The organism is Pedobacter sp. Leaf250, assembly GCF_920984735.1.
Classification (GTDB): domain Bacteria; phylum Bacteroidota; class Bacteroidia; order Sphingobacteriales; family Sphingobacteriaceae; genus Pedobacter.
Window position 1 is genome coordinate 71,812 of sequence record NZ_CAKLBU010000020.1, and the last position, 20,563, is coordinate 92,374.

Below are 20,563 nucleotides of genomic sequence, written 5' to 3' on the forward strand. Positions count from 1 at the left end.
TATGGACATTTTAAAAAAACCAATATTAACCGAAAAAGCTTCAGCTTTAACTGAGAAATCTAACCGTTTCACATTCGCTGTTAACCATAAGGCTAACAAAATCCAAATCAAAGCTGCTATTGAAAAATTGTACGGTGTAACCATCGTTGCAGTTAACACAATGGTTGTTGATGGAAAAGCGAAGTCTCGTTACACTAAAGCAGGTTTTGTTTCTGGCCGTAGCCCGAAATTCAAAAAAGCAATCGTAACGTTAAAAGACGGCGAAACAATAGATTATTACGCAACTCTTTAATTTAATAATTAATTATAACTATGGGCTTAAGAAAATTTAAACCAGTTACTCCAGGTACCCGCTTTAGAGTAGGTGCTAGTTTTACGGAGATTACAGCAACCAAGCCCGAAAAATCATTGGTTGTATCATCAAAAAAGTCTGGTGGACGTAACAATACAGGTAAAATGACTATGCGCTACATGGGTGGTGGTCATAAAAAATCATATCGTTTAATCGACTTCAAACGCGATAAATTCGATATTCCTGCAACAGTAGCTACTGTTGAATACGATCCAAACCGTACTGCCCGCATTGCATTATTACATTATGCAGATGGCGAGAAGCGTTATATCATTGCTCCGGAAGGTTTGCAAGTAGGTTCGGTATTATTATCGGGCGATACTGCAGCTCCAGAAGTAGGTAACACTTTAAAATTATCGAACATTCCATTAGGTTCTATCATCCACAACGTGGAGATTCACCCTGGAAAAGGAGCACAATTAGCTCGTAGTGCAGGTGCTTACGCACAATTAGCTGCCCGCGATGGTAAATATGCTACTTTGAAAATGCCTTCAGGCGAAACCCGTTTAATCTTGACTACTTGTCTTGCTACTATCGGTGCTGTATCTAACTCAGATCATGCAAACGAAGTTTTAGGTAAAGCTGGTCGTAAACGTTGGTTGGGCCGTCGTCCGAGAACTAGACCGGTAGCGATGAACCCTGTCGATCACCCAATGGGTGGTGGTGAAGGTAGATCATCAGGTGGTCACCCTCGTTCAAGAAATGGTGTTTTAGCTAAAGGCTTCAAAACCAGAGAACTTAAAAAATATTCTAATCGTTACATCATAGAGAGAAGGAAGAAATAATGGCTCGTTCGATAAAAAAAGGACCTTATATTGACCATAACGTAGAGAAAAAAGTAAACTCTATGAATGATTCAGGCAAAAAGTCTGTAATCAAAACTTGGTCTCGCAGATCAATGATTTCACCAGATTTCGTGAATCATACATTTGCTGTACACAACGGAAATAAATTTATCCCTGTGTACGTTACAGAAAACATGGTTGGTCACAAGTTGGGAGAATTTGCTCCAACCAGAACATTCAGAGGACACGCTGAAAAGAAAAAATAATTAGACAATGGAAGCAATAGCAAAATTAAACAATTGTCCAACCTCACCGCGTAAGATGCGTTTGGTTGTAGATCTTATCAGAGGTGAACGTGTAGAAAAAGCATTAAGTGTTTTAAAGTTTACCAACAAAGAAGCAGCAATAAGAGTTGAGAAATTATTATTATCTGCTATTAATAACTGGGAAGCTAAAAATGGCAAAACTTCTGATGGAAGCGAGTTATTTGTTAAAACAATTATGGTAGATGGTGGCCGTCAGCTTAAACGTTTACGTCCGGCACCTCAAGGTCGTGGATATAGAATTCGCAAGCGTTCAAACCACGTTACACTGATTGTAGATAGTAAAAGTACAGAAACAACTCAAAACTAATTTTAGGAAATGGGACAAAAAGCAAATCCAATAGGTAACAGGTTAGGTATCATCAAAGGATGGGATTCTAACTGGTTCGGTGGCAACAACTACTCCGATAAATTAGTTGAAGATGAGAAAATAAGAAAATACCTTTCTGCTCGTATTGCTAAAGGTGGTGTTGCAAAAGTAGTTATCGAGCGTACGTTAAAACGTATCACGGTAACCATCCACACAGCTCGCCCAGGTATCGTAATCGGTAAAGCAGGTGCTGAGGTTGATAAAATTAAAGAAGAGTTAAAGAAATTGACTAAAAAGGAAATTCAAATTAACATCTTCGAAATTAAACGCCCAGAACTTGATGCACAATTAGTTGCAGAAGGTGTTGCAAAACAATTAGAAGCAAGGATCTCATTCCGTAGAGCAATGAAATCTTCTATCGCATCAACTATGCGTATGGGTGCTGAGGGTATCAAAATCATGACTTCTGGTCGTTTGGGTGGTGCTGAGATGGCACGTACTGAGCAGTACAAAGAAGGAAGAGTGCCTTTGCATACATTCCGTGCTGATATCGACTATGCTTTAGCTGAAGCTTTAACCACTTATGGAAAAATCGGCGTTAAAGTATGGATCTGTAAAGGTGAAGTTTATGGAAAACGTGATTTGTCTCCAAACATTGGTTCAACAAACAACGGTCCAAAAGGCGCATCAGATAAACCAGCATTTGGTGGAAGAGATAACCGTGGCGGAAACGATAGACGTGGTGGTAACGACAGACGTGGTGGAAACCAAGGTGGTGGTCGCGGCCCAGGTCAAGGTGGCCCAGGTGCAAATAGAGGTGGTGGCGCAGGCGCTAACAGAGGTCCTCGTAAATAATTGATTTATTAACATCGTTTAACGATTAGAACAAAATAAAATGTTACAGCCAAAAAGAACGAAGTTCAGGAAGATGCAAAAAGGCAGAATGAAGGGTTTAGCTTCTCGTGGAGCTGAATTAGCATTCGGATCTTTCGGTATCAAATCTTTAGAAGCAACTTGGATTACAAGTCGCCAGATAGAGGCTGCCCGTATCGCGGTAACACGTTTCATGAAACGTGAAGGCCAAGTATGGATCAGAATTTTCCCGGACAAACCAGTAACTAAAAAACCTGCTGAGGTACGTATGGGTAAAGGTAAAGGTGCTCCTGAATACTGGGTAGCAGTTGTAAGACCTGGACGCGTAATTTTCGAAGCTGAAGGTGTGCCTTTAGAAGTAGCTAAAGAAGCATTGCGTTTAGCAGCACAAAAATTACCTATCCAAACCAAATTCGTAGTACGTAGAGATTACGTAGAAGCATAGTAAAGTGTTGAGGTGAATGTTGTAAATACTTGTTTATTATAACCGCTACACTCAACGTAAAAGAAAAATAAAATGAAAAATTCAGAAATCACAGGGCTTTCAAAAGAAGAATTAGTAGCTAAGATTGCGGAAGAAAAAGAGAACTTATCAAAATTAAAGTTCGCACACACTATTTCAGCTATCGAAAATCCTTCGCGTATTGCGAAAGTAAGGAAAGACATAGCCCGTTTAAACACTGCGTTGACTCAAGCGAAAAACACTGAGTCAGCTACTGAAACTAAATAATTCGAGAGTCGACATGGAAAGACAATTAAGAAAAACAAGAACGGGGTTAGTGGTAAGCAACAAGATGGATAAATCTGTTGTAGTGAGCGTGGAACGTAAAGTAAAGCACCCGATTTATGGTAAGTTCGTTAAGAAAACTACCAAATTTATGGCTCACGACGAGAAAAACGAATGCGGTATCGGTGATACAGTATTAATTATGGAAACTCGTCCTTTGAGTAAAAACAAGAACTGGAGATTGGTACAAATTTTAGAAAGAGCTAAATAAGATGGTACAACAGGAATCGAGATTAAACGTTGCTGATAACAGCGGCGCAAAAGAAGTATTGGTAATTCGCGTGCTAGGTGGAACCGGCAAACGTTATGCTTCAATTGGTGATAAAGTAGTTGTTACCGTAAAAAGCGCATTACCGTCAGGTAATATTAAAAAAGGTACAGTTTCTAAAGCAGTTGTTGTAAGAACTAAAAAAGAAATCCGTCGTAAAGATGGTTCTTATATCCGTTTTGACGATAATGCAGCTGTATTATTGAACGCACAGGATGAGCCAAGAGGTACACGTATCTTTGGCCCGGTTGCGAGAGAACTACGTGAAAAACAATTCATGAAAATTGTATCATTAGCACCGGAGGTATTATAAAATGGGAAACAAAGTAAATACACCATCAAAACTTAAAATCCGCACAGGAGATTTAGTTAAAGTAATTGCTGGCGATTCAAAAGGTCAACAAGGAAAAGTACTTTCAGTACAAATAGATAAAAACAGAGCCATTGTAGAAGGCGTTAACTTAGTGTCTAAACACACTAAACCAAATGCTGCAAATCCAAACGGTGGTATTATTAAAAAAGAAGCTGCTCTTCACATTTCTAACTTGATGTTGGTTGATCCAAAATCTGGTAAAACCACTCGCGTTGGTCGTAAACTAAACGCTGATGGTAAAATCGTTAGAGTTGCTAAAATTTCAGGGGAGGAAATTAAATAATGGCTACACCTAGATTAAAAAGCAAATACAAAGAAGAAGTTGTAAATGCATTAAAAGAGAAATTTCAGTACAAAACTGTAATGCAGGTTCCAAAATTGGAAAAAATCTGTATCAATCAGGGTGTGGGTCGTTTTTCTGTTACTGATAAAAAGATTATGGATACCACAATCGTTGAGTTGACTACCATTACTGGTCAGCAAGCGGTTCCGGCTAACTCTAAGAAAGATATCTCTAACTTTAAATTACGTAAAGGTATGCCAGTAGGTGTACGCGTAACATTACGTGATAACAATATGTATGAGTTCTTAGATCGTTTGATTTCTGTAGCTTTGCCACGTATTCGTGATTTCAAAGGTATTAACGATAAAGGTTTTGATGGTAAGGGAAATTACACTTTAGGTGTAACTGAGCAAATCATCTTCCCAGAGATTAATATAGATAAAATCAATAAAATTTTAGGGATGGATATAACTTTCGTAACTTCGGCAAAATCTGACGTTGAGGCTCTTGAGTTATTGAAACAATTCGGATTACCATTTAAAAATCAAAAAACAGCAGAATAATGGCAAAAGAAGGTGTAAAAGCACGCGAAGTTAAGCGCCAAAAATTGGTAGCTAGATACGCTGAAAAACGTGCAGCATTAAAAGCTGCAGGAGATTTCGAAGGTTTAGATAAATTACCTAAAAACTCATCTCCGGTACGTTTGCACAACCGTTGTAAATTAACTGGTCGCCCACGTGGATATATGCGTACCTTTGGTATTTCAAGGGTAACGTTCCGCCAGATGGCACTAGACGGTAAAATACCAGGTGTTAAAAAAGCATCTTGGTAATATAAAGTAGCTAGTACTAAGTATCAAGTATCGAGACCAATAGGTTTCTTGATACTTGATACTTATGTCTATATACTCTAATAAAGAATTTTAACCGATAGCAGGTCCCACAGCTGGGTAGCAGAAGGAAACCACTATCAAAAACAATAAATAATGAATACAGATCCAATAGCAGATTATTTAACAAGAGTAAGGAATGCCATTAAGGCCAACCACCGTGTTGTAGAAATTCCTGCATCAAACCTTAAAAAAGAAATTACTAAAGTTCTTTTCGATAAAGGTTACATCGCGAACTACAAGTTTGAAGATACTACAGTTCAAGGCACCATTAAAATTGCTTTGAAATACAATCCAATTACTAAAGTTCCTGCTATTCGTACATTAGTGCGAGTAAGTAAACCAGGTTTGAGAAACTATGCTGGTGTTGAAAATATGCCAAGAGTATTAAACGGTTTAGGTATCGCAATCTTATCTACTTCTAAAGGTGTAATGACTGATAAAGAAGCAGCCAAATTAAACATTGGTGGTGAGGTATTGTGTCACGTTTATTAATATTAGGAGAACAGCACAATGTCAAGAATAGGAAAAGCCCCAATTACAATCCCCGCAGGTGTTACAATTAACGTATCAAATGATAACGTTGTAAGTGTAAAAGGTCCTAAAGGTGAATTAACACAAGCAGTAGATTCAGATATCACTGTAAGTCAAGAAGACGGAATCTTAACAGTTTCTCGTCCATCAGAACAAAAGAAACACAAAGCATTACACGGTTTATATCGCTCTTTGCTTAACAACATGGTTGTTGGTGTTACAGATGGTTACAAATTAACTCAAGAATTAGTAGGTGTTGGTTACCGTGCTACAAACCAAGGTAATACACTAGATCTAGTTTTAGGTTATTCTCACCATTATGTATTCCAGTTACCAGAAGAGATTAAAGTAACTACATCTTCAGAAAAAGGTCAGACTCCTAAAATTATTTTAGAAAGTATTGACAAACAATTGATCGGTCAGGTAGCAGCGAAAATCCGTTCGTTACGTGCACCAGAGCCATATAAAGGTAAAGGTATCAAGTTTGTAGGTGAAGTGTTAAGAAGAAAAGCAGGTAAATCAGCATCTAAAAAATAGTAGTCATGGCAGGTAAAAAATTATCAAGAAGAGATCGTATTAAAAAAGGGATCAGAAAAAGACTTACTGGTTCGGAAGAACGCCCAAGATTATCGGTATTTAGAAGCAATAAAGGGATTTATGCGCAAGTAATTAACGATGTTACAGGTACAACAGTAGCTTCAGCTTCATCTTTATCAAAAGATTTCGCTGGAAAAGGAAATAAAAGTGAGCAGTCAATAGCAGTAGGTAAATTAGTTGCCGAAAAAGCAATTGCAGCAGGAGTTAAAGAAGTTGTTTTCGACAGAAACGGTTATTTATATCACGGACGTATCAAATCGTTGGCAGAGGGTGCCCGCGAAGCTGGTTTAGTATTTTAATCTGAAGAAAAAGTAAGATGTCAACTATCAATATAAAAAGAGTTAAAACCACCGATATCGAATTAAAGGATCGTTTGGTTAGTATACAACGTGTTGCCAAAGTAACCAAAGGCGGTCGTACTTTCAGCTTCTCAGCAATTGTTGTTGTTGGAGATGAAAACGGTGTTGTTGGTTTCGGTTTAGGTAAAGCGAAAGAGGTAACTGAAGCAATCGCTAAGGGTGTGGATGATGCAAAAAAGAACTTGGTAAAAGTTCCAATTTTACACGGTACTGTTCCTCACGAGCAAATCGGTAAATTTTCAGGTGGTTTTGTTTTAATTAAACCAGCTGCAGTAGGTACCGGAGTAATTGCTGGTGGTGCGATGCGTGCTGTATTAGAAAGTGCTGGCGTTCATAACGTATTGGCAAAATCTAAAGGATCATCAAACCCACACAACGTGGTAAAAGCAACTGTTGATGCATTAACTAAAATGCGTGATGCTTATACAGTAGCTCAAACTCGTGGTATCGATTTAAATAAAGTATTTAACGGATAATATCATGGCTAAGATCAAAATAACACAAGTAAAAAGCGTTATCGACAGAAGCGAGCGCCAAAAAAGAACCGTTCAGGCTTTAGGTTTATCTAAAATGAACCAAAGTGTTGAGGTAGAAGCTACACCGCAAATTATCGGTATGATTCGTAAAGTGAATCACTTAATAGCTATCGAAGCAATTTAATAGAATTATCAAATGAATGAATTTTGAGTGAATGAATAAGCATTATGCTATACATTCAATCATTCAAAATTCAATCATTATTTATTTATCGTTGTACCTGTTTAGTGAAAGCGAAGGGCAACACAAATTCAAAAAAATGAATTTAAGTAATTTAAAACCTGCAGTAGGTTCTACAAAAAACAACAAAAGAATTGGTCGTGGTACAGGTTCTGGTCGTGGCGGTACTTCAACTCGTGGTCACAAAGGTGCGGGTTCTCGTTCAGGTCATAAAACCAAAATTGGTTTCGAAGGTGGTCAAATGCCTTTACAACGTCGTGTGCCTAAAGTTGGTTTCAAACCAATTAACCGTACAGAATATGTTGGTGTAAACTTAGACGTGTTGCAGGCATTGGCTGAAAAACACAGCTTAACTACAATCGATTTCGCTGCTTTACAAGCGCATGGTTTAGCTTCAAAAAACGACTTAGTTAAAATTTTAGGTCGTGGTGAAGTGAAAGCAAAATTAGAAATTACTGCACATGCATTCTCTGCAACTGCTCAAAAAGCTATCGAAGCTGCTGGCGGTTCAATTGTAAAATTGTAATTATTAAATGAAGAAGCTATTTACTACTTTAAGTAATATCTGGAAAATTCAAGAATTAAAAGAGCGTATATTGTTTACGCTCTTAATTCTTTTGGTATACCGTTTCGTATCTCACGTGGTTTTACCAGGTGTAGATCCAACTGCTTTAGGCACTAACGAAAAATCAGGACTTTTAGGCATACTCGATATGTTTGCCGGAGGTTCTTTCTCGCGTGTGTCTATTTTAGCATTAGGGGTAATGCCTTATATCTCTGCATCGATTGTGGTGCAACTATTGGGTATTGCTGTTCCTTCTTTCCAAAAAATGCAGAAAGAGGGCGAAAGTGGTAGAAAGAAAATGAACCAGATTACTCGTTACCTAACGGTAGCGATAACAATCGTTCAATCTGTAGGTTACGTTAAAACGCAAGTTCCGGCTGAAGCTATTTTATTGCCAAATACATTATTTTTAGTGCTATCTACGTTTGTATTAACAGCAGGTACATTATTTGTAATGTGGTTAGGTGAAAAAATTACTGATAAAGGTATTGGTAACGGTACATCACTAATCATTATGGTTGGTATCATTGCCCGTTTACCTATTGCAATTTCTCAAGAGTTTAGTGCACGTGTTGGTTCTGCCAGTGAAGGTGGAGGCCCGGTTGCATTAGTTTTAGAGATTGTTGCTTTATTTGCTGTAGTAATGTTTACCATTTTAATTGTTCAAGGTGTACGTAAGGTACCTGTGCAATACGCAAAGAAAATTGTTGGTAACCGCCAATTTGGTGGTGTTCGTCAGTACATTCCTTTAAAGGTAAATGCTGCTGGTGTTATGCCAATCATTTTCGCTCAAGCATTAATGTTTATTCCAGGTGCTTTAACCCAGTTTGTTCCATCATTACAAGGTTCGTGGTTAATTCAGTTTAGCAATACAACATCATTGGCTTATAGCTTAACGTTCGCATTTTTAATTATCGCATTTACTTTCTTCTATACTGCAATAACAGTAAATCCAACTCAAATGAGTGATGATATGAAGAAAAATGGTGGTTTTATTCCAGGTGTTAAACCAGGTTTTGCAACATCTACATTTATTGATGATGTAATTTCAAAAATCACTTTTCCAGGTGCGGTATTTTTAGCGATCATTGCTATTTTGCCATCAATTGCTGTTAAATTTGGTATAAAACAAGAATTTGCACACTTCTTTGGAGGTACATCTTTACTAATCTTAGTAGGTGTTGTTTTAGATACATTACAACAAATTGAAAGTTACTTGTTAATGCGTCATTATGACGGGTTAATGAAAACAGGTAGAGTTACAGGCAGAACAGGTGTTCCTGCTGCAAGTAGCAATGCCGCTTTATAATAAGTTATAGAATTTTGAATGATAAAATGAGTGAATTTCTTGATGTTATTCACTCATTTCAAATTCAAATCATTCAAAACTAAAATGGATGTCTAAAATTTATTACAAGTCTCTCGAAGAGATTGAGTTAATAAGAGAAAGTTCATTGCTAGTATCGAAAACTTTAGCCGAGGTGGCCAAAGTGATCAAGGCAGGCATAACGACTTCTTCCCTCGATAAATTGGCTTACGAGTTTATCAATGACAATGGAGCGATTCCAGCATTTTTAAATTACAATGGTTTTCCATATTCATTATGTATCTCACCAAATGAGCAGGTTGTTCATGGTTTTCCAAGCGATTACATTATACAAGAAGGTGATTTAATTTCAGTTGATTGTGGCGTAATAAAAAATAGCTATTTCGGTGATTCGGCGTTTACATTTTCCATCGGAGAAATTGATGCAGAAAAACAGAAGTTGGTTAATGTTACAAAGCGTTGCCTGGAACTTGGAATAGAAAAAGCTATAGTTGGGATGCGAACCGGCGATATCGGTTTTGCTGTTCAGCAGTATGCCGAAGATAACGGTTTTGGTGTGGTGAGGGAACTGGTTGGTCATGGTGTTGGCGTAAAGCTTCACGAGAAACCAGAAGTTCCCAATTATGGGAAACGTGGGAGTGGGCCAAAACTTGAAGAAGGAATGGTTCTCGCAATCGAGCCCATGATTAATGTAGGAGTTGCCGGTGTTAAATTTCATAATGATGGATGGACGGTTACTAGTAAAGACAATAAACCATCAGCACATTTTGAACATACAGTAGCAATTAAAAAGGGCAAAGCAGACGTTCTATCAACGTTTTCATTAATAGAAGAAGTTTTACAACAAAAAAAATAAATAATTAAAATTTTTTATTTAATTTTGCAACCCTGTTTAGAAGCAGCTAATTAAGTAACAATCAACAAAATATGGCTAAACAAGCCTCAATTGAACAAGACGGAGTAATAAGAGAAGCATTATCTAATGCGATGTTCCGAGTAGAACTTGAGAACGGACATGAGATTATTGCTCATATTTCAGGAAAGATGAGGATGCACTACATCAAAATTCTTCCTGGTGATAAAGTAAAACTGGAAATGTCGCCTTATGATTTAACAAAAGGGCGCATAACCTATAGATACAAATAAAATGAAAGTTAGATCATCAATTAAAAAACGTAGCGCTGATTGCAAGATTATTCGCCGTAAAGGAAAACTTTACGTTATTAACAAGAAAAATCCTAAATACAAGCAACGTCAAGGGTAATTAAAAAATATTGTAATGTACCGCACAACGGTGGCCCGCCGTTCGGAATTACTTCAAAAGATAAATAAATATGGCAAGGATTTCAGGTATTGATTTACCAAGAAACAAAAGAGGAGAGATTGGTTTAACTTATATCTATGGTATAGGTAGAACAACTGCACAACGTATTTTAACTACTGCAGGTATCGATCTTAACAAAAAAGTACAAGATTGGTCTGATGATGAGTTATCAGCAATCCGTACAATGATCAATGATGAAATTAAAGTAGAAGGTGCTTTAAGATCAGAAGTTCAGTTAAACATTAAACGTTTAATGGATATTGGTTGTTACCGTGGTTTACGTCACAGAAAAGGTTTACCTTCTCGTGGTCAGCGTACTAAAAACAACTCACGTACTCGTAAGGGTAAGAGAAAAACAGTTGCTAACAAGAAAAAAGCTACTAAGTAATAGATAGATGTGAGATGTGAGATTTAAGATGTGAGAACCATATCTTTAAAATCCCCTCTAAATCTGGAATAAAAGAGAAAAAGTAGGATACTGAGTATCGGGGTAGAGAAAGTCTCATATCTCAAGTCTCATATCTAAAATCTAAAAGATAAAATGGCTAAGAGTAAAAAAGTAACAAAAAAACGTATCGTTGTAATTGAGTCTGTTGGTCAGGCACATATCAATGCTACTTTCAACAACATCATCGTTACGTTAACCAACAACAACGGACAGACTATTTCATGGTCTTCTGCTGGTAAAATGGGCTTCAAAGGTTCTAAAAAGAACACTCCGTATGCAGCTGGTCAAGCAGCATCAGATTGCGGTAAAGTTGCATTTGATTTAGGTTTACGTAAAGTTGAAGTGTTTGTAAAAGGTCCGGGTTCAGGTCGTGAATCTGCAATCAGAACTTTACAAGTAGCAGGTATCGAAGTAACATCTATCAAAGATATTACTCCACTTCCTCACAACGGATGTCGTCCTCCTAAAAAGAGAAGAGTTTAATTAATTTTAAAGCTAAGAATCTTCAGTTTAAGACTGAATGATACTTTAAAAACAGAAAAAAAATGGCAAGATATACAGGCCCAAAATCAAAAATCGCCCGTAAATTCAGAGAACCAATCTTCGGTCCTGATAAGGTGTTAGACAGAAAAAATTATCCTCCTGGCCAACATGGCGTTTCAAAAAGAAGAGGAAAACAATCTGAATATGCTATCCAGTTAATGGAGAAACAAAAAGTAAAATATACTTATGGTGTATTAGAAAAACAGTTCAGTAACTTGTTTAAAAAAGCATCTTCACGTGCAGGTATCACTGGTGATAACTTACTTCAATTACTAGAGGCACGTTTAGATAATACAGTTTACCGTTTAGGTATTGCAACAACCCGTTCTGGTGCACGCCAGTTAGTTAGCCATAAACACGTAACCGTGAATGGTGAAGTTGTAAATATCCCTTCATATCAGTTAAAAGCTGGTGATGTTGTGGCGGTTCGCGAGAAATCAAAATCATTAGAATCAATTAGTAACTCTGTTGCTGGTAGAACAATTAATAAGTTCTCATGGTTGGAGTGGAATGCTGGTGAATTAACTGGTAAATTCTTAACCTACCCACAACGTGATGAGATTCCTGAAAACATTAAGGAAAACTTAATCATCGAGTTATACTCAAAGTAATAAATAAGATAGTTAATTGCCTCCAAAGGGTAATTAACTTTTTTCATGTTACTATATATTCAATAACGAATTTAAAAAAATATAAATGGCAATTTTAGCATTTCAGAAACCTGATAAAGTGATCATGCAGAAATCAACAGATTTCGATGGCACATTTGAATTTCGTCCTTTAGAGCCCGGTTTCGGTGTAACAATTGGTAATGCCTTAAGAAGAATATTACTTTCTTCGTTAGAAGGTTATGCTATTACTACTATTCGTTTTTCAGGCGTTTCGCATGAGTTTTCTACCATGAAAGGTGTTGTAGAAGATTTAACTGATATCATCTTAAACTTAAAACAAGTTCGTTTTAAGAAAACTGGTGATTCTGGTGATGCTGAAAAAGTATTCATCATTGTTAACGGTCAAGATCAATTCAAGGCTGGTGATATCACTAAATTCTCTAACAACTTTACAGTTTTAAACCCTGAGCATGTAATTTGCAATATGGACAAATCTGTAACTTTAGAAGTAGAATTAACCATCAATAAAGGACGTGGTTATGTACCTGCTGAAGAAAATAAAGTTGCTGATGCTGTTGTAGGTGTTATCGCTATCGATTCGATCTACACTCCAATGAAAAACGTAAAATACACAATTGAAAACTTCCGTGTTGAACAAAAAACGGATTATGAGAAATTGGTATTAGATATTTCAACTGATGGTTCTATTCATCCTGAAGAAGCATTAAAAGAGGCGGCTAAGATACTTATCCAACACTTTATGTTGTTCTCTGATGAGAACTTGGTATTAGAATCTCAGGCAAAAGAAGAAACTAAAGAAGTTGATGAGGAAATTTTACACATGCGTAAAATCCTTAAAACTGAATTGGTAGATATGGATCTTTCAGTTAGAGCATTAAACTGCTTAAAAGCTGCTGATATCCGTACTTTAGCTGATCTGGTTTCTTACGATGTTGCTGATATGTTAAAATTCAGAAACTTTGGTAAAAAATCTTTAACAGAGATTCAAGAATTAGTAAAATCAAAAGGTTTATCTTTCGGAATGAACCTGTCTAAATTTAAGTTAGACGAAGAATAAGAGTTTAAATTATAAGTGATACGTAGTACGTAAAACTTACAACTTGTTACTTAATATATTAATTATTCACTGTGTATAATTCCCTCTGAGACAGAGACGGTATACACTTTATTAAAAAACAATGAGACACGGTAAAAAAGTAAACCACTTAGGTAGAACTGCAAGCCACAGAAAAGCGATGTTAGCTAATATGGCATCATCACTTATTTTGCACAAAAGAATTACAACAACTTTAGCTAAAGCAAAAGCTTTACGTACGTATGTTGAGCCAATTATCACTAAATCAAAAAATGATACAACTCACTCTCGCCGTACAGTATTTGCTTACTTACAAGATAAAGAAGTAGTAACAATTTTATTCCGCGAAATTGCTGAAAAAGTTGCAAACCGTCCAGGTGGTTACACTCGTATCATTAAATTAAACAACCGTTTAGGTGATAACGCTGAAATGGCTTTAATTGAATTGGTAGATTATAATGAAGTTTACGGTAAAGACGTAGAAGCTAAAGAAGAGAAGAAAACTACTCGTCGTGGTAGAAGTAAAACTGCTGCTGCTCCTAAAGAAAATGAAGCGAAAGCTGAAACAACTGAAGAAGTTGCACCAGAAGCTACTACTGAAGAAGCTCCTGCTACTGAAGCACCAAAAGGAGAATAATTTAATTTCCCTTAAGATTAAAAAGTCCTGTTCGAAAGAGCAGGACTTTTTTTGTTATATTGGATTTTTATTCACTATCCGAAATGATCAAATCATTCTTTATAATTATGCTTTTTTTCTGCTTTTCAAGTTCAGCACAAGAGAAAGGCCTTTCAATTGCAGACAAAATTATTTCTATTTCCGGAAAGAAATTAGAAATCAATGCTGATGGTTTTCCAAAACAAATTCAATCTTTTTATGATTGGGAATTTAATAAATTTGGTTTTAACCCTACTAATTTGCTCTATGAACCTATGCATTTTCATCTTTATATTACTCCAAAAACACAGGAGAAGTTAGTTGTTAATACATTCAACCTATTATCCGAAAGTAAGGATTCGATTGCTTGGGAAGCTACGAGTTATTCATCTAGTATTTCACAACATATTAAGGCAAAAATAGATGGAAATGGGCTTATTAGTTACGACATTAAACTTAAAGCATTAAAAGATATTTCCTTTTCAAATATTAATTTTCATATCCCTTTTGAAAAGAATAGCGCTAAATACTTAGTGGGTTTGGAGAATAAAGGATACTTAAGACCAGACACAGTAAGGTGGGCTTGGAAAACCGCTAATGTGTCTAATCCAGAGGTTTTAATTGGGAACGATAATATTGCACTATATCTCAGTCTTGATCAGCATAAAAATCCGGAAAATTTGCATATCAAAAATGGATGGTGTAATGATGATAATGGCAGGATTCAAATTAATGTAAAAGGCAGTTCAATGCTAATGGAGTTTTCTACTGGATCGGTTACAATTAAGGCGGGTGAGGAATTGGCTTTTGATTTCAACTTGTTAATGTTGCCGATAGATAAAAAAGACGGCAGAAAAGATCTGCAGAAAAGATTTAAAGTTTATTACCAAATGGTAGCTGAATACAAGAAATCAAGGCGGTAAGATAAAAATTATCGTCTATTTCTCCATTGAAAATTAGACGATAATTTATTAGTTCATATAATCAGTGATATATTTTTGCCAATCTACACCGAAAGGAATTACCACATATTTTCCTTGAGGACTAACTAAAAATTTCGATGGCCACGAAGAGACTTTGTAAGCGCTTTCTATTTGATTATCTGACATAGCAACAGGAAAAGTATAATTAAACTCTTTCATATAAGCCCTTACAGCCGATTCTTTGTCATTACTTGCAATAGTAATAATATTTAGCTTGGGCAGTTTGGCATCTTGAGTTTTTTGGTAAGTGCTTTGCAAATCAGGATGCTCTTTCCTACATGGAGAACACCACGTACCCCAAAAATCTACTAATGTCCATTGATTACTGTTATTTACCATCTGATATAAACTTCCATCTAATTTTTTCAAAGAAAACAATGGAGCGACTTTTCCATTCTTATTAAATTCAGTTAACCAATATTCGCTGAATTTGCCAGGTTCTTTGTATAAAGCCTTAGCACTCGCTTTATATTTCGGATCCTTCATAGACATGGCCATGACCATTTTAAGCTTGTCTTCATCGCTTGCTAGCGTAGCTAAATAATCATCTTCGAAAGAATATTTCTCTTTGTTAAAAAGAAAAAACATATCATAAAAATAGGCTGATTTTACCGTATTGTCTATAGCATCAGGACTATATTCAGAAGCCAATTTCAAAAACTTAATTTGATCGGCTTTATTTGTCGTGTTGCCTGCGGAAATAAAATTTAAGGCAGCGAACATATATCTATACCATGCCCGGTCCATTTTCTCATCTCTCGACATTTCACTTTGCGTATCGTGATTTGTAATATATTGGTTAAGGTTATTGTAAATTACCTCTTGTAATTTATAGGCAGTTGGTTTAAGCTTATCATTCTTATTCATAAGACCCGAAATCATCAATCCATATCTTGCTTTCCTTTGAATGTAAAAGTCAGAATCTTCATTTAGGTAGGATAGATATTCGTTGCCAATTTTTTGTAATTCAATGGTATTGTCTTTGTTCTTTATGGATTCGACCCATTTCCATATTGGATAAATATTCTCTTTGATCTGCTTATTTACACTGTTTTTCGTTTTGTCGAGAATGATATAGGCATTAGATTGCTCTTCATTAAATTTACGTCGGGCAGAATCAACAGTAACATTGGATTTTTTAAGGTGAGCAAGAAATTCAGGATCTGTCAATAACTCTTCTCTTGCGCCGAGCATAAAACTTTGAGCAAAGGTGTTATGCAGCAAATCATCAGTAGCATTTGATTCAAGCATTGCCAGATTTGTGAGAAAGTAGATCGCAGAATCAGGATTTGTATATTTTGTGCGTTGAAAACCATTAAAATAGTTGGCGTGTTGGCTAGGGTTATACTGCGCAAAAACGGTGTAGGTTATGCACACAAGGAACGATAATAGGGTTAATTTTTTCATTTTTTGATTGCGGTTATTTAGCGTATTAAATTAAGAAGCCAAACTTGGAAATTTGGCTTCTACAAAGAGTAATATTACACTTTCACATTTTGCATTCCATATTGTTTCAATACATCATCTGGAACACCAGTCCATTGGTTTGGTGCATTACCTGCATAGCCGATATCTTTTACTCCAATTTCTGTGGTGTAAAATCCCGATGCTGTTAAACTTCGCATTCGGTTAAAAAAGGTAACGCCGGCTCTAACTTCTGGCTTTGCTTTTTTTGGATAAGCAATTTCATCAACAATAGAAAGCTGTTGATCTTCAGATGCCTCTATAAATGATTTGTTGAATTTATTAAAGCAATAAACGTCTAGCCATTTTAATCCGCCACGCATTGGGATTTTGTGTTCTGGAATATCCTTTACAATGAATTCGATAAAATCTGGAACCTTCGCATCTGATGCACTTCCTGAAACATCATCTTTTGGAATGATAATATCTGCCAAAACAGTAATAGTGGCCATTTCATGTTTAGTGAAATAGGTCTCCGATTTTAGTTTTTTGTCACGGTCTATTTCCCACTGTTCTCTTCCAGCTTCTTTACCCGTCTCCTCGGGAGTTGTGGTAACTTCCGTTTTGTTTTCTGGCTGTTTGCAGGCTTCTAATAATACCGCTGAACTTACTGCTGTTAAGCCAATTGCTTTGAGGGAATCACGTCTATTCATGTTGTAATTCTTTAAATGTTCTGTTTTTTCTTTTGAGCTAAAATATATTCTGCAGTTCGCATAGAAAGTGCAAGGATGGTCCATGTTGCGTTTTTATCGCCTTGTTGAACAAATGGTCCAGCATCTACGACGAATAAATTTTTGCAATCGTGTGCCTGACAATATTTGTTCAGAGCAGATTTTTTTGGATCATCGCCCATACGAATGGTGCCCACCTCATGGATGATTTTTCCTGGAGGAAGTAAACCATAATTGGTCTCCGGGCCTTGAATTTCTGATGTTACAACGCCACCCATTTCTTTCATCATGTGAAGGAATGTATCCTGCATATGTTTCGCTTGCAAAATTTCTTCTTTCGCCCATTTGTAATGGAACCTCAACACCGGAATCCCGAATTTATCAACTGCATTAGGATCAATTTCACAATAGTTGTCTTCTCTGGCAATTGCTGTTCCGCGACCCGCCATTCCTACAGTTGTGCCATAAAAACGGCGATAATCATCTTTTAATGATTTACCGTAACCTCCTGCATCTTTCATTTTTCCATCTCTGCCCGGAACCATACCATTCATTTGTGTTACGCCACCGCCGAAACCGTAGGCAGGCATTCCCATTCCGCCCCAGTACTCAATGTGATAACCGCGTGGAAAATTCAGTTTTTTATTATCCAGCCACCAGGGTGAATAGATGTGTACACTTCCTAAACCATCCTCATTATAGCGTTTTCTATCCATTAATTGAGGTAGAAAACCTGAAACGCTAACACCGGTAGAATCATGAAGATATTTGCCTACAATCCCGCTGCTATTGGCTAATCCGTTTGGATGAGATGATGACTTAGAATTTAATAAGATACGTGCAGATTCGCAAGCACTTGCACCAAGAATAACCATTTTACCGTTAACCTGATATTCTTGCAAATCTTTGCGGTTTACATAAGAAACGCCTTTTGCCAATCCATCTTTGTCGGTAATCACTTCACGAACCATGGCATCAGTAATTACTGTTAAGTTACCGGTCTTTACTGCAGGAATAACCAGGCAGGATGATGATGAAAAATCGCCATAAACTTTGCAACTTCTGCCGCATTGCCCACAATAGAAACATGGTGCCCGATCGCTGTTATTGGGTAATGGTTCAGTTAGCACAGAGCCACGACCAGCAATTACCTTTACACCAGCTTTATCAGCACCTTTTTTAATAAATAGTTCTGTTAAACGCGGTTTTGGCGGTTTCATAAAGATTCCGTCAGGTTCGTTTGGCAAACCCTCTTTGCTTCCATAAATACCGATCATTCGGTCAACCTTATCATAAAAAGGTTTCACATCATCATAAGTTATTGGCCAGTCATCGGTTAATCCATCTTTAGCTTGGAAATCCAATGGTCCCATTCTTAAAGAAATTCTTCCCCAGTGATTGGTTCTTCCACCAAGCATACGCGATCTAAACCATTCAAATTCTGTTTTATCTTTGGTGGTATAAGGTTCGCCTTCTAATTCCCAACCACCATAAGATGCATCGAAATCCCCAAATGGACGAACCGTACTAGCGCCTCTTCGAGGAGATTCCCATGGCCATTTTAATTGGTGTGCATCAATTCTTGGATCGAAATATTGACCCGCTTCAAGCATTAAAACTTTTTGTCCGGCATTAGCTAAAACATATGCAGCCATACCACCACCAGCTCCAGAACCGACAATAATTGCGTCGTAAACTGTAGGCGATTTTTTTATCTGAAATTCACTCATTTGTATTGGTTAGAAGTTCTAAATGATACTCTAATCTAAAGTTAATTTTTTTGAAAAAAAAGCAATAGATTATTTTGGAATGATTATGATTAAAATTATGTTTCTGATATTTCTAAATCGTATTACCTCAATGTTTTATTAGCCCATGATAGACCTAGATTTATCCATTTTTAAGGAATGTAGCGAAATAAAAATTAACTGAAAAAGTCGCTCAATTGTTACATTATTAATCCTGTCGTATTGTCCAAATAAATTGGTTTATCTTTGTGATTTAAAACTTATCGATGGTATTTTCAGAACAGATAGAACAATTTATTACAGCTATAGAAGTAAGCTTAAACACTCAAAATTTTGTTAAAATTTCTATGGGAAATTACAAAGGAATGGAGGAAGCCTTAAAGCAAATTCTTGTTCGCAAAGTAGTGATTAAGCGTGATGATAAATTGGCTTTTACTTTTCGGTACAAAACGCGTGATGTAATTAAAAACTTCGATTTAAGAGAGGGCATTAACTTAATTTCAGAATATCTAAATACTGGTTTTAAAATTGGAACATTATTTACTACAGAAAAAGATTTAATTTTTGAAGAGTTGAATAATGGTAAAGTTGTTTTGAGAGAGGCGAAAGCATCTTCAAAAGAAGTTCCGGCAGGTAGCCATGATAAGGAAAAATCGAGGTTGATCAAACCTGACTCGAAATCGTATTTAACAGAATTGAAGATTACCGATGCTGAAGGAAAAGTTTTCAAAAATGCACAGGATAAGTTCCGTCAGATTAACCATTACATTGAAATTTTAAGTTCTTTAATTAAAGAATTGCCAGAAGGAACGATTAAAAAAGTTGCAGATATGGGCTCGGGGAAAGGTTATTTAACTTTTGCTATGTATGATTATTTGCATTCTGTTTTAAAGTTAAACTCTGAAGTTGTTGGGGTGGAGTATCGCCAGGATATGGTTGAATTGTGTAATGCAGTTGCCGATAAATCTGCTTTTGATAACTTAAATTTTATTCAGGGAACGATAGAAGATTATAATGCTGACAATGTAAATCTGCTTATTGCACTTCACGCTTGCGATACCGCAACAGATGATGCAATTTTCAAAGGAATAAAAGCAGGAGCCGAGTTAATAGTAGTTGCGCCTTGCTGCCATAAACAAATCCGCAGAGAAATTGAGCAAAATAAGGTGAAGAATGATGTTTCATTTTTAACGAAGTACGGCATCTTTTTAGAGCGCCAGGCAGAAATGGTTACTGATGGGATCCGTGCTTTAATTTTGGAATATTTTGGATATAAAACAAAGGTTTTTGAATTCATTTCAGATGCGCATACGCCTAAAAATGTGCTGGTAGTTGGAATTAAGAAAAGTCCGAAGTCTTTAGTCGGAAGTCCGATGAGTGAGGAGCAAAAAATAGTTTTGGATAAGATTAAAGCCAGTAAAGTGTATTTCGGAATTGGTTATCATCATTTGGAGCGACTTTTAAATTTATAAGATTGTTGCCAACTTCTTATTTGAATAATAACGATCGTTTTAATTTTTATTTAAATGCTTGTACAAAAAAAAGACCATATAAGATTCTGTGTTGATTTGCAAATGAAATATTAATTTTCATACTTTTGTTATTCTAAGGCAGTCCAGAACTAGCCTGTATAGCGTACTTATGCAATTTGTGTCTGTACGCTATTCTCTTTTAGTAA

32 protein-coding genes are annotated in these 20,563 nt (G+C 36.3%); 29 read left to right on the forward strand and 3 right to left on the reverse strand.

What is annotated here, in order from left to right; translation table 11 throughout:
- The first annotated feature begins 1 nt into the window (after position 1).
- From rplW to LUA91_RS16910, 28 genes are all read left to right on the forward strand, one after another.
- On the forward strand, positions 2–292 hold the full coding sequence (gene rplW, locus LUA91_RS16775; protein WP_231427274.1) for a 50S ribosomal protein L23: 291 nt from the start codon (positions 2–4) through the stop codon (positions 290–292).
- Between the two features lie 20 nt (positions 293–312).
- Entirely contained in the window at positions 313–1,137 is an 825-nt protein-coding gene (gene rplB, locus LUA91_RS16780) for a 50S ribosomal protein L2 (protein ID WP_231427275.1), read from the forward strand.
- Positions 1,137–1,403 (forward strand): 30S ribosomal protein S19, encoded by a 267-nt coding sequence (gene rpsS / locus LUA91_RS16785; RefSeq protein WP_010599906.1) that lies wholly within the window; start codon positions 1,137–1,139, stop codon positions 1,401–1,403. Before rplB ends, rpsS begins: the two co-directional genes overlap by 1 nt.
- Before the next feature lie 7 nt (positions 1,404–1,410).
- Complete coding sequence (rplV, locus tag LUA91_RS16790; RefSeq protein WP_056848529.1) at positions 1,411–1,770, forward strand: 50S ribosomal protein L22; 360 nt, start codon at positions 1,411–1,413, stop codon at positions 1,768–1,770.
- Positions 1,771–1,779: 9 nt separating this feature from the next.
- The gene (rpsC, locus tag LUA91_RS16795) at positions 1,780–2,625 is read left to right on the forward strand and encodes a 30S ribosomal protein S3 (RefSeq protein ID WP_010599904.1); all 846 of its coding nucleotides are present in this window, start codon (positions 1,780–1,782) and stop codon (positions 2,623–2,625) included.
- A gap of 40 nt (positions 2,626–2,665) precedes the next feature.
- Complete coding sequence (gene rplP, locus LUA91_RS16800; protein WP_010599903.1) at positions 2,666–3,088, forward strand: 50S ribosomal protein L16; 423 nt, start codon at positions 2,666–2,668, stop codon at positions 3,086–3,088.
- A gap of 72 nt (positions 3,089–3,160) precedes the next feature.
- A complete protein-coding gene (rpmC, locus tag LUA91_RS16805; RefSeq protein ID WP_231427276.1) occupies positions 3,161–3,373 on the forward strand; it encodes a 50S ribosomal protein L29 in 213 nt (70 codons plus the stop codon).
- A gap of 13 nt (positions 3,374–3,386) precedes the next feature.
- Complete coding sequence (gene rpsQ / locus LUA91_RS16810) at positions 3,387–3,641, forward strand: 30S ribosomal protein S17 (RefSeq protein WP_010599901.1); 255 nt, start codon at positions 3,387–3,389, stop codon at positions 3,639–3,641.
- A 1-nt stretch (position 3,642) separates the two neighbouring features.
- A complete protein-coding gene (gene rplN, locus LUA91_RS16815; protein ID WP_010599900.1) occupies positions 3,643–4,011 on the forward strand; it encodes a 50S ribosomal protein L14 in 369 nt (122 codons plus the stop codon).
- A gap of 1 nt (position 4,012) precedes the next feature.
- Positions 4,013–4,354, forward strand: coding sequence for a 50S ribosomal protein L24 (gene rplX, locus LUA91_RS16820; RefSeq protein WP_116169305.1), 342 nt, complete (start codon positions 4,013–4,015; stop codon positions 4,352–4,354).
- Positions 4,351–4,917, forward strand: a complete 567-nt coding sequence (gene rplE, locus LUA91_RS16825) for a 50S ribosomal protein L5 (protein WP_086547740.1) — start codon at positions 4,351–4,353, stop codon at positions 4,915–4,917. The genes rplX and rplE overlap by 4 nt, the downstream gene beginning before the upstream one ends.
- The gene (rpsN, locus tag LUA91_RS16830; protein WP_010599897.1) at positions 4,917–5,186 is read left to right on the forward strand and encodes a 30S ribosomal protein S14; all 270 of its coding nucleotides are present in this window, start codon (positions 4,917–4,919) and stop codon (positions 5,184–5,186) included. Before rplE ends, rpsN begins: the two co-directional genes overlap by 1 nt.
- 150 nt (positions 5,187–5,336) lie before the next feature.
- Positions 5,337–5,738: a 30S ribosomal protein S8 gene (gene rpsH / locus LUA91_RS16835; RefSeq protein WP_231427289.1), complete on the forward strand. Its 402-nt coding sequence runs from the start codon at positions 5,337–5,339 to the stop codon at positions 5,736–5,738.
- A gap of 18 nt (positions 5,739–5,756) precedes the next feature.
- Positions 5,757–6,314 (forward strand): 50S ribosomal protein L6, encoded by a 558-nt coding sequence (gene rplF, locus LUA91_RS16840; RefSeq protein ID WP_231427277.1) that lies wholly within the window; start codon positions 5,757–5,759, stop codon positions 6,312–6,314.
- A gap of 5 nt (positions 6,315–6,319) precedes the next feature.
- Positions 6,320–6,673 carry a 50S ribosomal protein L18 gene (gene rplR, locus LUA91_RS16845; protein WP_231427278.1) on the forward strand — a complete coding sequence of 118 codons (354 nt, stop codon included), beginning with the start codon at positions 6,320–6,322 and terminating at the stop codon, positions 6,671–6,673.
- Between the two features lie 17 nt (positions 6,674–6,690).
- Entirely contained in the window at positions 6,691–7,209 is a 519-nt protein-coding gene (gene rpsE / locus LUA91_RS16850; RefSeq protein ID WP_056848532.1) for a 30S ribosomal protein S5, read from the forward strand.
- A gap of 4 nt (positions 7,210–7,213) precedes the next feature.
- On the forward strand, positions 7,214–7,393 hold the full coding sequence (rpmD, locus tag LUA91_RS16855) for a 50S ribosomal protein L30 (protein ID WP_231427279.1): 180 nt from the start codon (positions 7,214–7,216) through the stop codon (positions 7,391–7,393).
- Positions 7,394–7,529: 136 nt separating this feature from the next.
- Entirely contained in the window at positions 7,530–7,976 is a 447-nt protein-coding gene (gene rplO / locus LUA91_RS16860; protein WP_231427280.1) for a 50S ribosomal protein L15, read from the forward strand.
- 7 nt (positions 7,977–7,983) lie between these two features.
- Positions 7,984–9,324 (forward strand): preprotein translocase subunit SecY, encoded by a 1,341-nt coding sequence (secY, locus tag LUA91_RS16865; RefSeq protein ID WP_010599890.1) that lies wholly within the window; start codon positions 7,984–7,986, stop codon positions 9,322–9,324.
- Between the two features lie 88 nt (positions 9,325–9,412).
- Entirely contained in the window at positions 9,413–10,198 is a 786-nt protein-coding gene (gene map / locus LUA91_RS16870) for a type I methionyl aminopeptidase (protein WP_231427281.1), read from the forward strand.
- Between the two features lie 71 nt (positions 10,199–10,269).
- Entirely contained in the window at positions 10,270–10,488 is a 219-nt protein-coding gene (gene infA, locus LUA91_RS16875; protein ID WP_010599888.1) for a translation initiation factor IF-1, read from the forward strand.
- 1 nt (position 10,489) lies between these two features.
- Entirely contained in the window at positions 10,490–10,606 is a 117-nt protein-coding gene (gene rpmJ, locus LUA91_RS16880; RefSeq protein ID WP_010599887.1) for a 50S ribosomal protein L36, read from the forward strand.
- Positions 10,607–10,676: 70 nt separating this feature from the next.
- Positions 10,677–11,054 (forward strand): 30S ribosomal protein S13, encoded by a 378-nt coding sequence (gene rpsM, locus LUA91_RS16885; RefSeq protein WP_010599886.1) that lies wholly within the window; start codon positions 10,677–10,679, stop codon positions 11,052–11,054.
- 153 nt (positions 11,055–11,207) lie between these two features.
- Positions 11,208–11,597, forward strand: coding sequence for a 30S ribosomal protein S11 (gene rpsK / locus LUA91_RS16890; RefSeq protein ID WP_025145207.1), 390 nt, complete (start codon positions 11,208–11,210; stop codon positions 11,595–11,597).
- Positions 11,598–11,659: 62 nt separating this feature from the next.
- Positions 11,660–12,268 (forward strand): 30S ribosomal protein S4, encoded by a 609-nt coding sequence (rpsD, locus tag LUA91_RS16895; protein ID WP_056848535.1) that lies wholly within the window; start codon positions 11,660–11,662, stop codon positions 12,266–12,268.
- A gap of 85 nt (positions 12,269–12,353) precedes the next feature.
- Positions 12,354–13,346 carry a DNA-directed RNA polymerase subunit alpha gene (locus tag LUA91_RS16900; RefSeq protein WP_056848536.1) on the forward strand — a complete coding sequence of 331 codons (993 nt, stop codon included), beginning with the start codon at positions 12,354–12,356 and terminating at the stop codon, positions 13,344–13,346.
- 121 nt (positions 13,347–13,467) lie between these two features.
- Positions 13,468–14,001 (forward strand): 50S ribosomal protein L17, encoded by a 534-nt coding sequence (rplQ, locus tag LUA91_RS16905; RefSeq protein WP_231427282.1) that lies wholly within the window; start codon positions 13,468–13,470, stop codon positions 13,999–14,001.
- An 83-nt stretch (positions 14,002–14,084) separates the two neighbouring features.
- Complete coding sequence (locus LUA91_RS16910) at positions 14,085–14,942, forward strand: glycoside hydrolase domain-containing protein (protein ID WP_231427283.1); 858 nt, start codon at positions 14,085–14,087, stop codon at positions 14,940–14,942.
- Positions 14,943–14,990: 48 nt separating this feature from the next.
- Here the strand turns inward: LUA91_RS16910 and LUA91_RS16915 are convergent, their stop codons facing one another.
- From LUA91_RS16915 to LUA91_RS16925, 3 genes are all read right to left on the reverse strand, one after another.
- Positions 14,991–16,409: a TlpA disulfide reductase family protein gene (locus LUA91_RS16915; protein WP_231427284.1), complete on the reverse strand. Its 1,419-nt coding sequence runs from the start codon at positions 16,407–16,409 to the stop codon at positions 14,991–14,993.
- Positions 16,410–16,483: 74 nt separating this feature from the next.
- Entirely contained in the window at positions 16,484–17,119 is a 636-nt protein-coding gene (locus tag LUA91_RS16920; protein WP_231427285.1) for a gluconate 2-dehydrogenase subunit 3 family protein, read from the reverse strand.
- Positions 17,120–17,130: 11 nt separating this feature from the next.
- On the reverse strand, positions 17,131–18,867 hold the full coding sequence (locus LUA91_RS16925) for a GMC oxidoreductase (RefSeq protein WP_231427286.1): 1,737 nt from the start codon (positions 18,865–18,867) through the stop codon (positions 17,131–17,133).
- Positions 18,868–19,151: 284 nt separating this feature from the next.
- Here LUA91_RS16925 and LUA91_RS16930 point away from each other — a divergent pair, with 284 nt between their 5' ends.
- A complete protein-coding gene (locus LUA91_RS16930; RefSeq protein WP_231427287.1) occupies positions 19,152–20,357 on the forward strand; it encodes an SAM-dependent methyltransferase in 1,206 nt (401 codons plus the stop codon).
- Positions 20,358–20,563 lie beyond the last annotated feature (206 nt).

What these genes read in the sequence shown, in the direction of transcription:
- rplW (WP_231427274.1), top strand. Translation starts at nt 2, where the DNA reads ATGGACATTTTAAAAAAACCAATATTAACCGAAAAAGCTTCAGCTTTA.
- rplB (WP_231427275.1), top strand. Translation starts at nt 313, where the DNA reads ATGGGCTTAAGAAAATTTAAACCAGTTACTCCAGGTACCCGCTTTAGA.
- rpsS (WP_010599906.1), top strand. Translation starts at nt 1,137, where the DNA reads ATGGCTCGTTCGATAAAAAAAGGACCTTATATTGACCATAACGTAGAG.
- rplV (WP_056848529.1), top strand. Translation starts at nt 1,411, where the DNA reads ATGGAAGCAATAGCAAAATTAAACAATTGTCCAACCTCACCGCGTAAG.
- rpsC (WP_010599904.1), top strand. Translation starts at nt 1,780, where the DNA reads ATGGGACAAAAAGCAAATCCAATAGGTAACAGGTTAGGTATCATCAAA.
- rplP (WP_010599903.1), top strand. Translation starts at nt 2,666, where the DNA reads ATGTTACAGCCAAAAAGAACGAAGTTCAGGAAGATGCAAAAAGGCAGA.
- rpmC (WP_231427276.1), top strand. Translation starts at nt 3,161, where the DNA reads ATGAAAAATTCAGAAATCACAGGGCTTTCAAAAGAAGAATTAGTAGCT.
- rpsQ (WP_010599901.1), top strand. Translation starts at nt 3,387, where the DNA reads ATGGAAAGACAATTAAGAAAAACAAGAACGGGGTTAGTGGTAAGCAAC.
- rplN (WP_010599900.1), top strand. Translation starts at nt 3,643, where the DNA reads ATGGTACAACAGGAATCGAGATTAAACGTTGCTGATAACAGCGGCGCA.
- rplX (WP_116169305.1), top strand. Translation starts at nt 4,013, where the DNA reads ATGGGAAACAAAGTAAATACACCATCAAAACTTAAAATCCGCACAGGA.
- rpsN (WP_010599897.1), top strand. Translation starts at nt 4,917, where the DNA reads ATGGCAAAAGAAGGTGTAAAAGCACGCGAAGTTAAGCGCCAAAAATTG.
- rplF (WP_231427277.1), top strand. Translation starts at nt 5,757, where the DNA reads ATGTCAAGAATAGGAAAAGCCCCAATTACAATCCCCGCAGGTGTTACA.
- rplR (WP_231427278.1), top strand. Translation starts at nt 6,320, where the DNA reads ATGGCAGGTAAAAAATTATCAAGAAGAGATCGTATTAAAAAAGGGATC.
- rpsE (WP_056848532.1), top strand. Translation starts at nt 6,691, where the DNA reads ATGTCAACTATCAATATAAAAAGAGTTAAAACCACCGATATCGAATTA.
- rpmD (WP_231427279.1), top strand. Translation starts at nt 7,214, where the DNA reads ATGGCTAAGATCAAAATAACACAAGTAAAAAGCGTTATCGACAGAAGC.
- rplO (WP_231427280.1), top strand. Translation starts at nt 7,530, where the DNA reads ATGAATTTAAGTAATTTAAAACCTGCAGTAGGTTCTACAAAAAACAAC.
- secY (WP_010599890.1), top strand. Translation starts at nt 7,984, where the DNA reads ATGAAGAAGCTATTTACTACTTTAAGTAATATCTGGAAAATTCAAGAA.
- map (WP_231427281.1), top strand. Translation starts at nt 9,413, where the DNA reads ATGTCTAAAATTTATTACAAGTCTCTCGAAGAGATTGAGTTAATAAGA.
- infA (WP_010599888.1), top strand. Translation starts at nt 10,270, where the DNA reads ATGGCTAAACAAGCCTCAATTGAACAAGACGGAGTAATAAGAGAAGCA.
- rpmJ (WP_010599887.1), top strand. Translation starts at nt 10,490, where the DNA reads ATGAAAGTTAGATCATCAATTAAAAAACGTAGCGCTGATTGCAAGATT.
- rpsM (WP_010599886.1), top strand. Translation starts at nt 10,677, where the DNA reads ATGGCAAGGATTTCAGGTATTGATTTACCAAGAAACAAAAGAGGAGAG.
- rpsK (WP_025145207.1), top strand. Translation starts at nt 11,208, where the DNA reads ATGGCTAAGAGTAAAAAAGTAACAAAAAAACGTATCGTTGTAATTGAG.
- rpsD (WP_056848535.1), top strand. Translation starts at nt 11,660, where the DNA reads ATGGCAAGATATACAGGCCCAAAATCAAAAATCGCCCGTAAATTCAGA.
- LUA91_RS16900 (WP_056848536.1), top strand. Translation starts at nt 12,354, where the DNA reads ATGGCAATTTTAGCATTTCAGAAACCTGATAAAGTGATCATGCAGAAA.
- rplQ (WP_231427282.1), top strand. Translation starts at nt 13,468, where the DNA reads ATGAGACACGGTAAAAAAGTAAACCACTTAGGTAGAACTGCAAGCCAC.
- LUA91_RS16910 (WP_231427283.1), top strand. Translation starts at nt 14,085, where the DNA reads ATGATCAAATCATTCTTTATAATTATGCTTTTTTTCTGCTTTTCAAGT.
- LUA91_RS16915 (WP_231427284.1), bottom strand. Translation starts at nt 16,409, where the DNA reads ATGAAAAAATTAACCCTATTATCGTTCCTTGTGTGCATAACCTACACC.
- LUA91_RS16920 (WP_231427285.1), bottom strand. Translation starts at nt 17,119, where the DNA reads ATGAATAGACGTGATTCCCTCAAAGCAATTGGCTTAACAGCAGTAAGT.
- LUA91_RS16925 (WP_231427286.1), bottom strand. Translation starts at nt 18,867, where the DNA reads ATGAGTGAATTTCAGATAAAAAAATCGCCTACAGTTTACGACGCAATT.
- LUA91_RS16930 (WP_231427287.1), top strand. Translation starts at nt 19,152, where the DNA reads ATGGTATTTTCAGAACAGATAGAACAATTTATTACAGCTATAGAAGTA.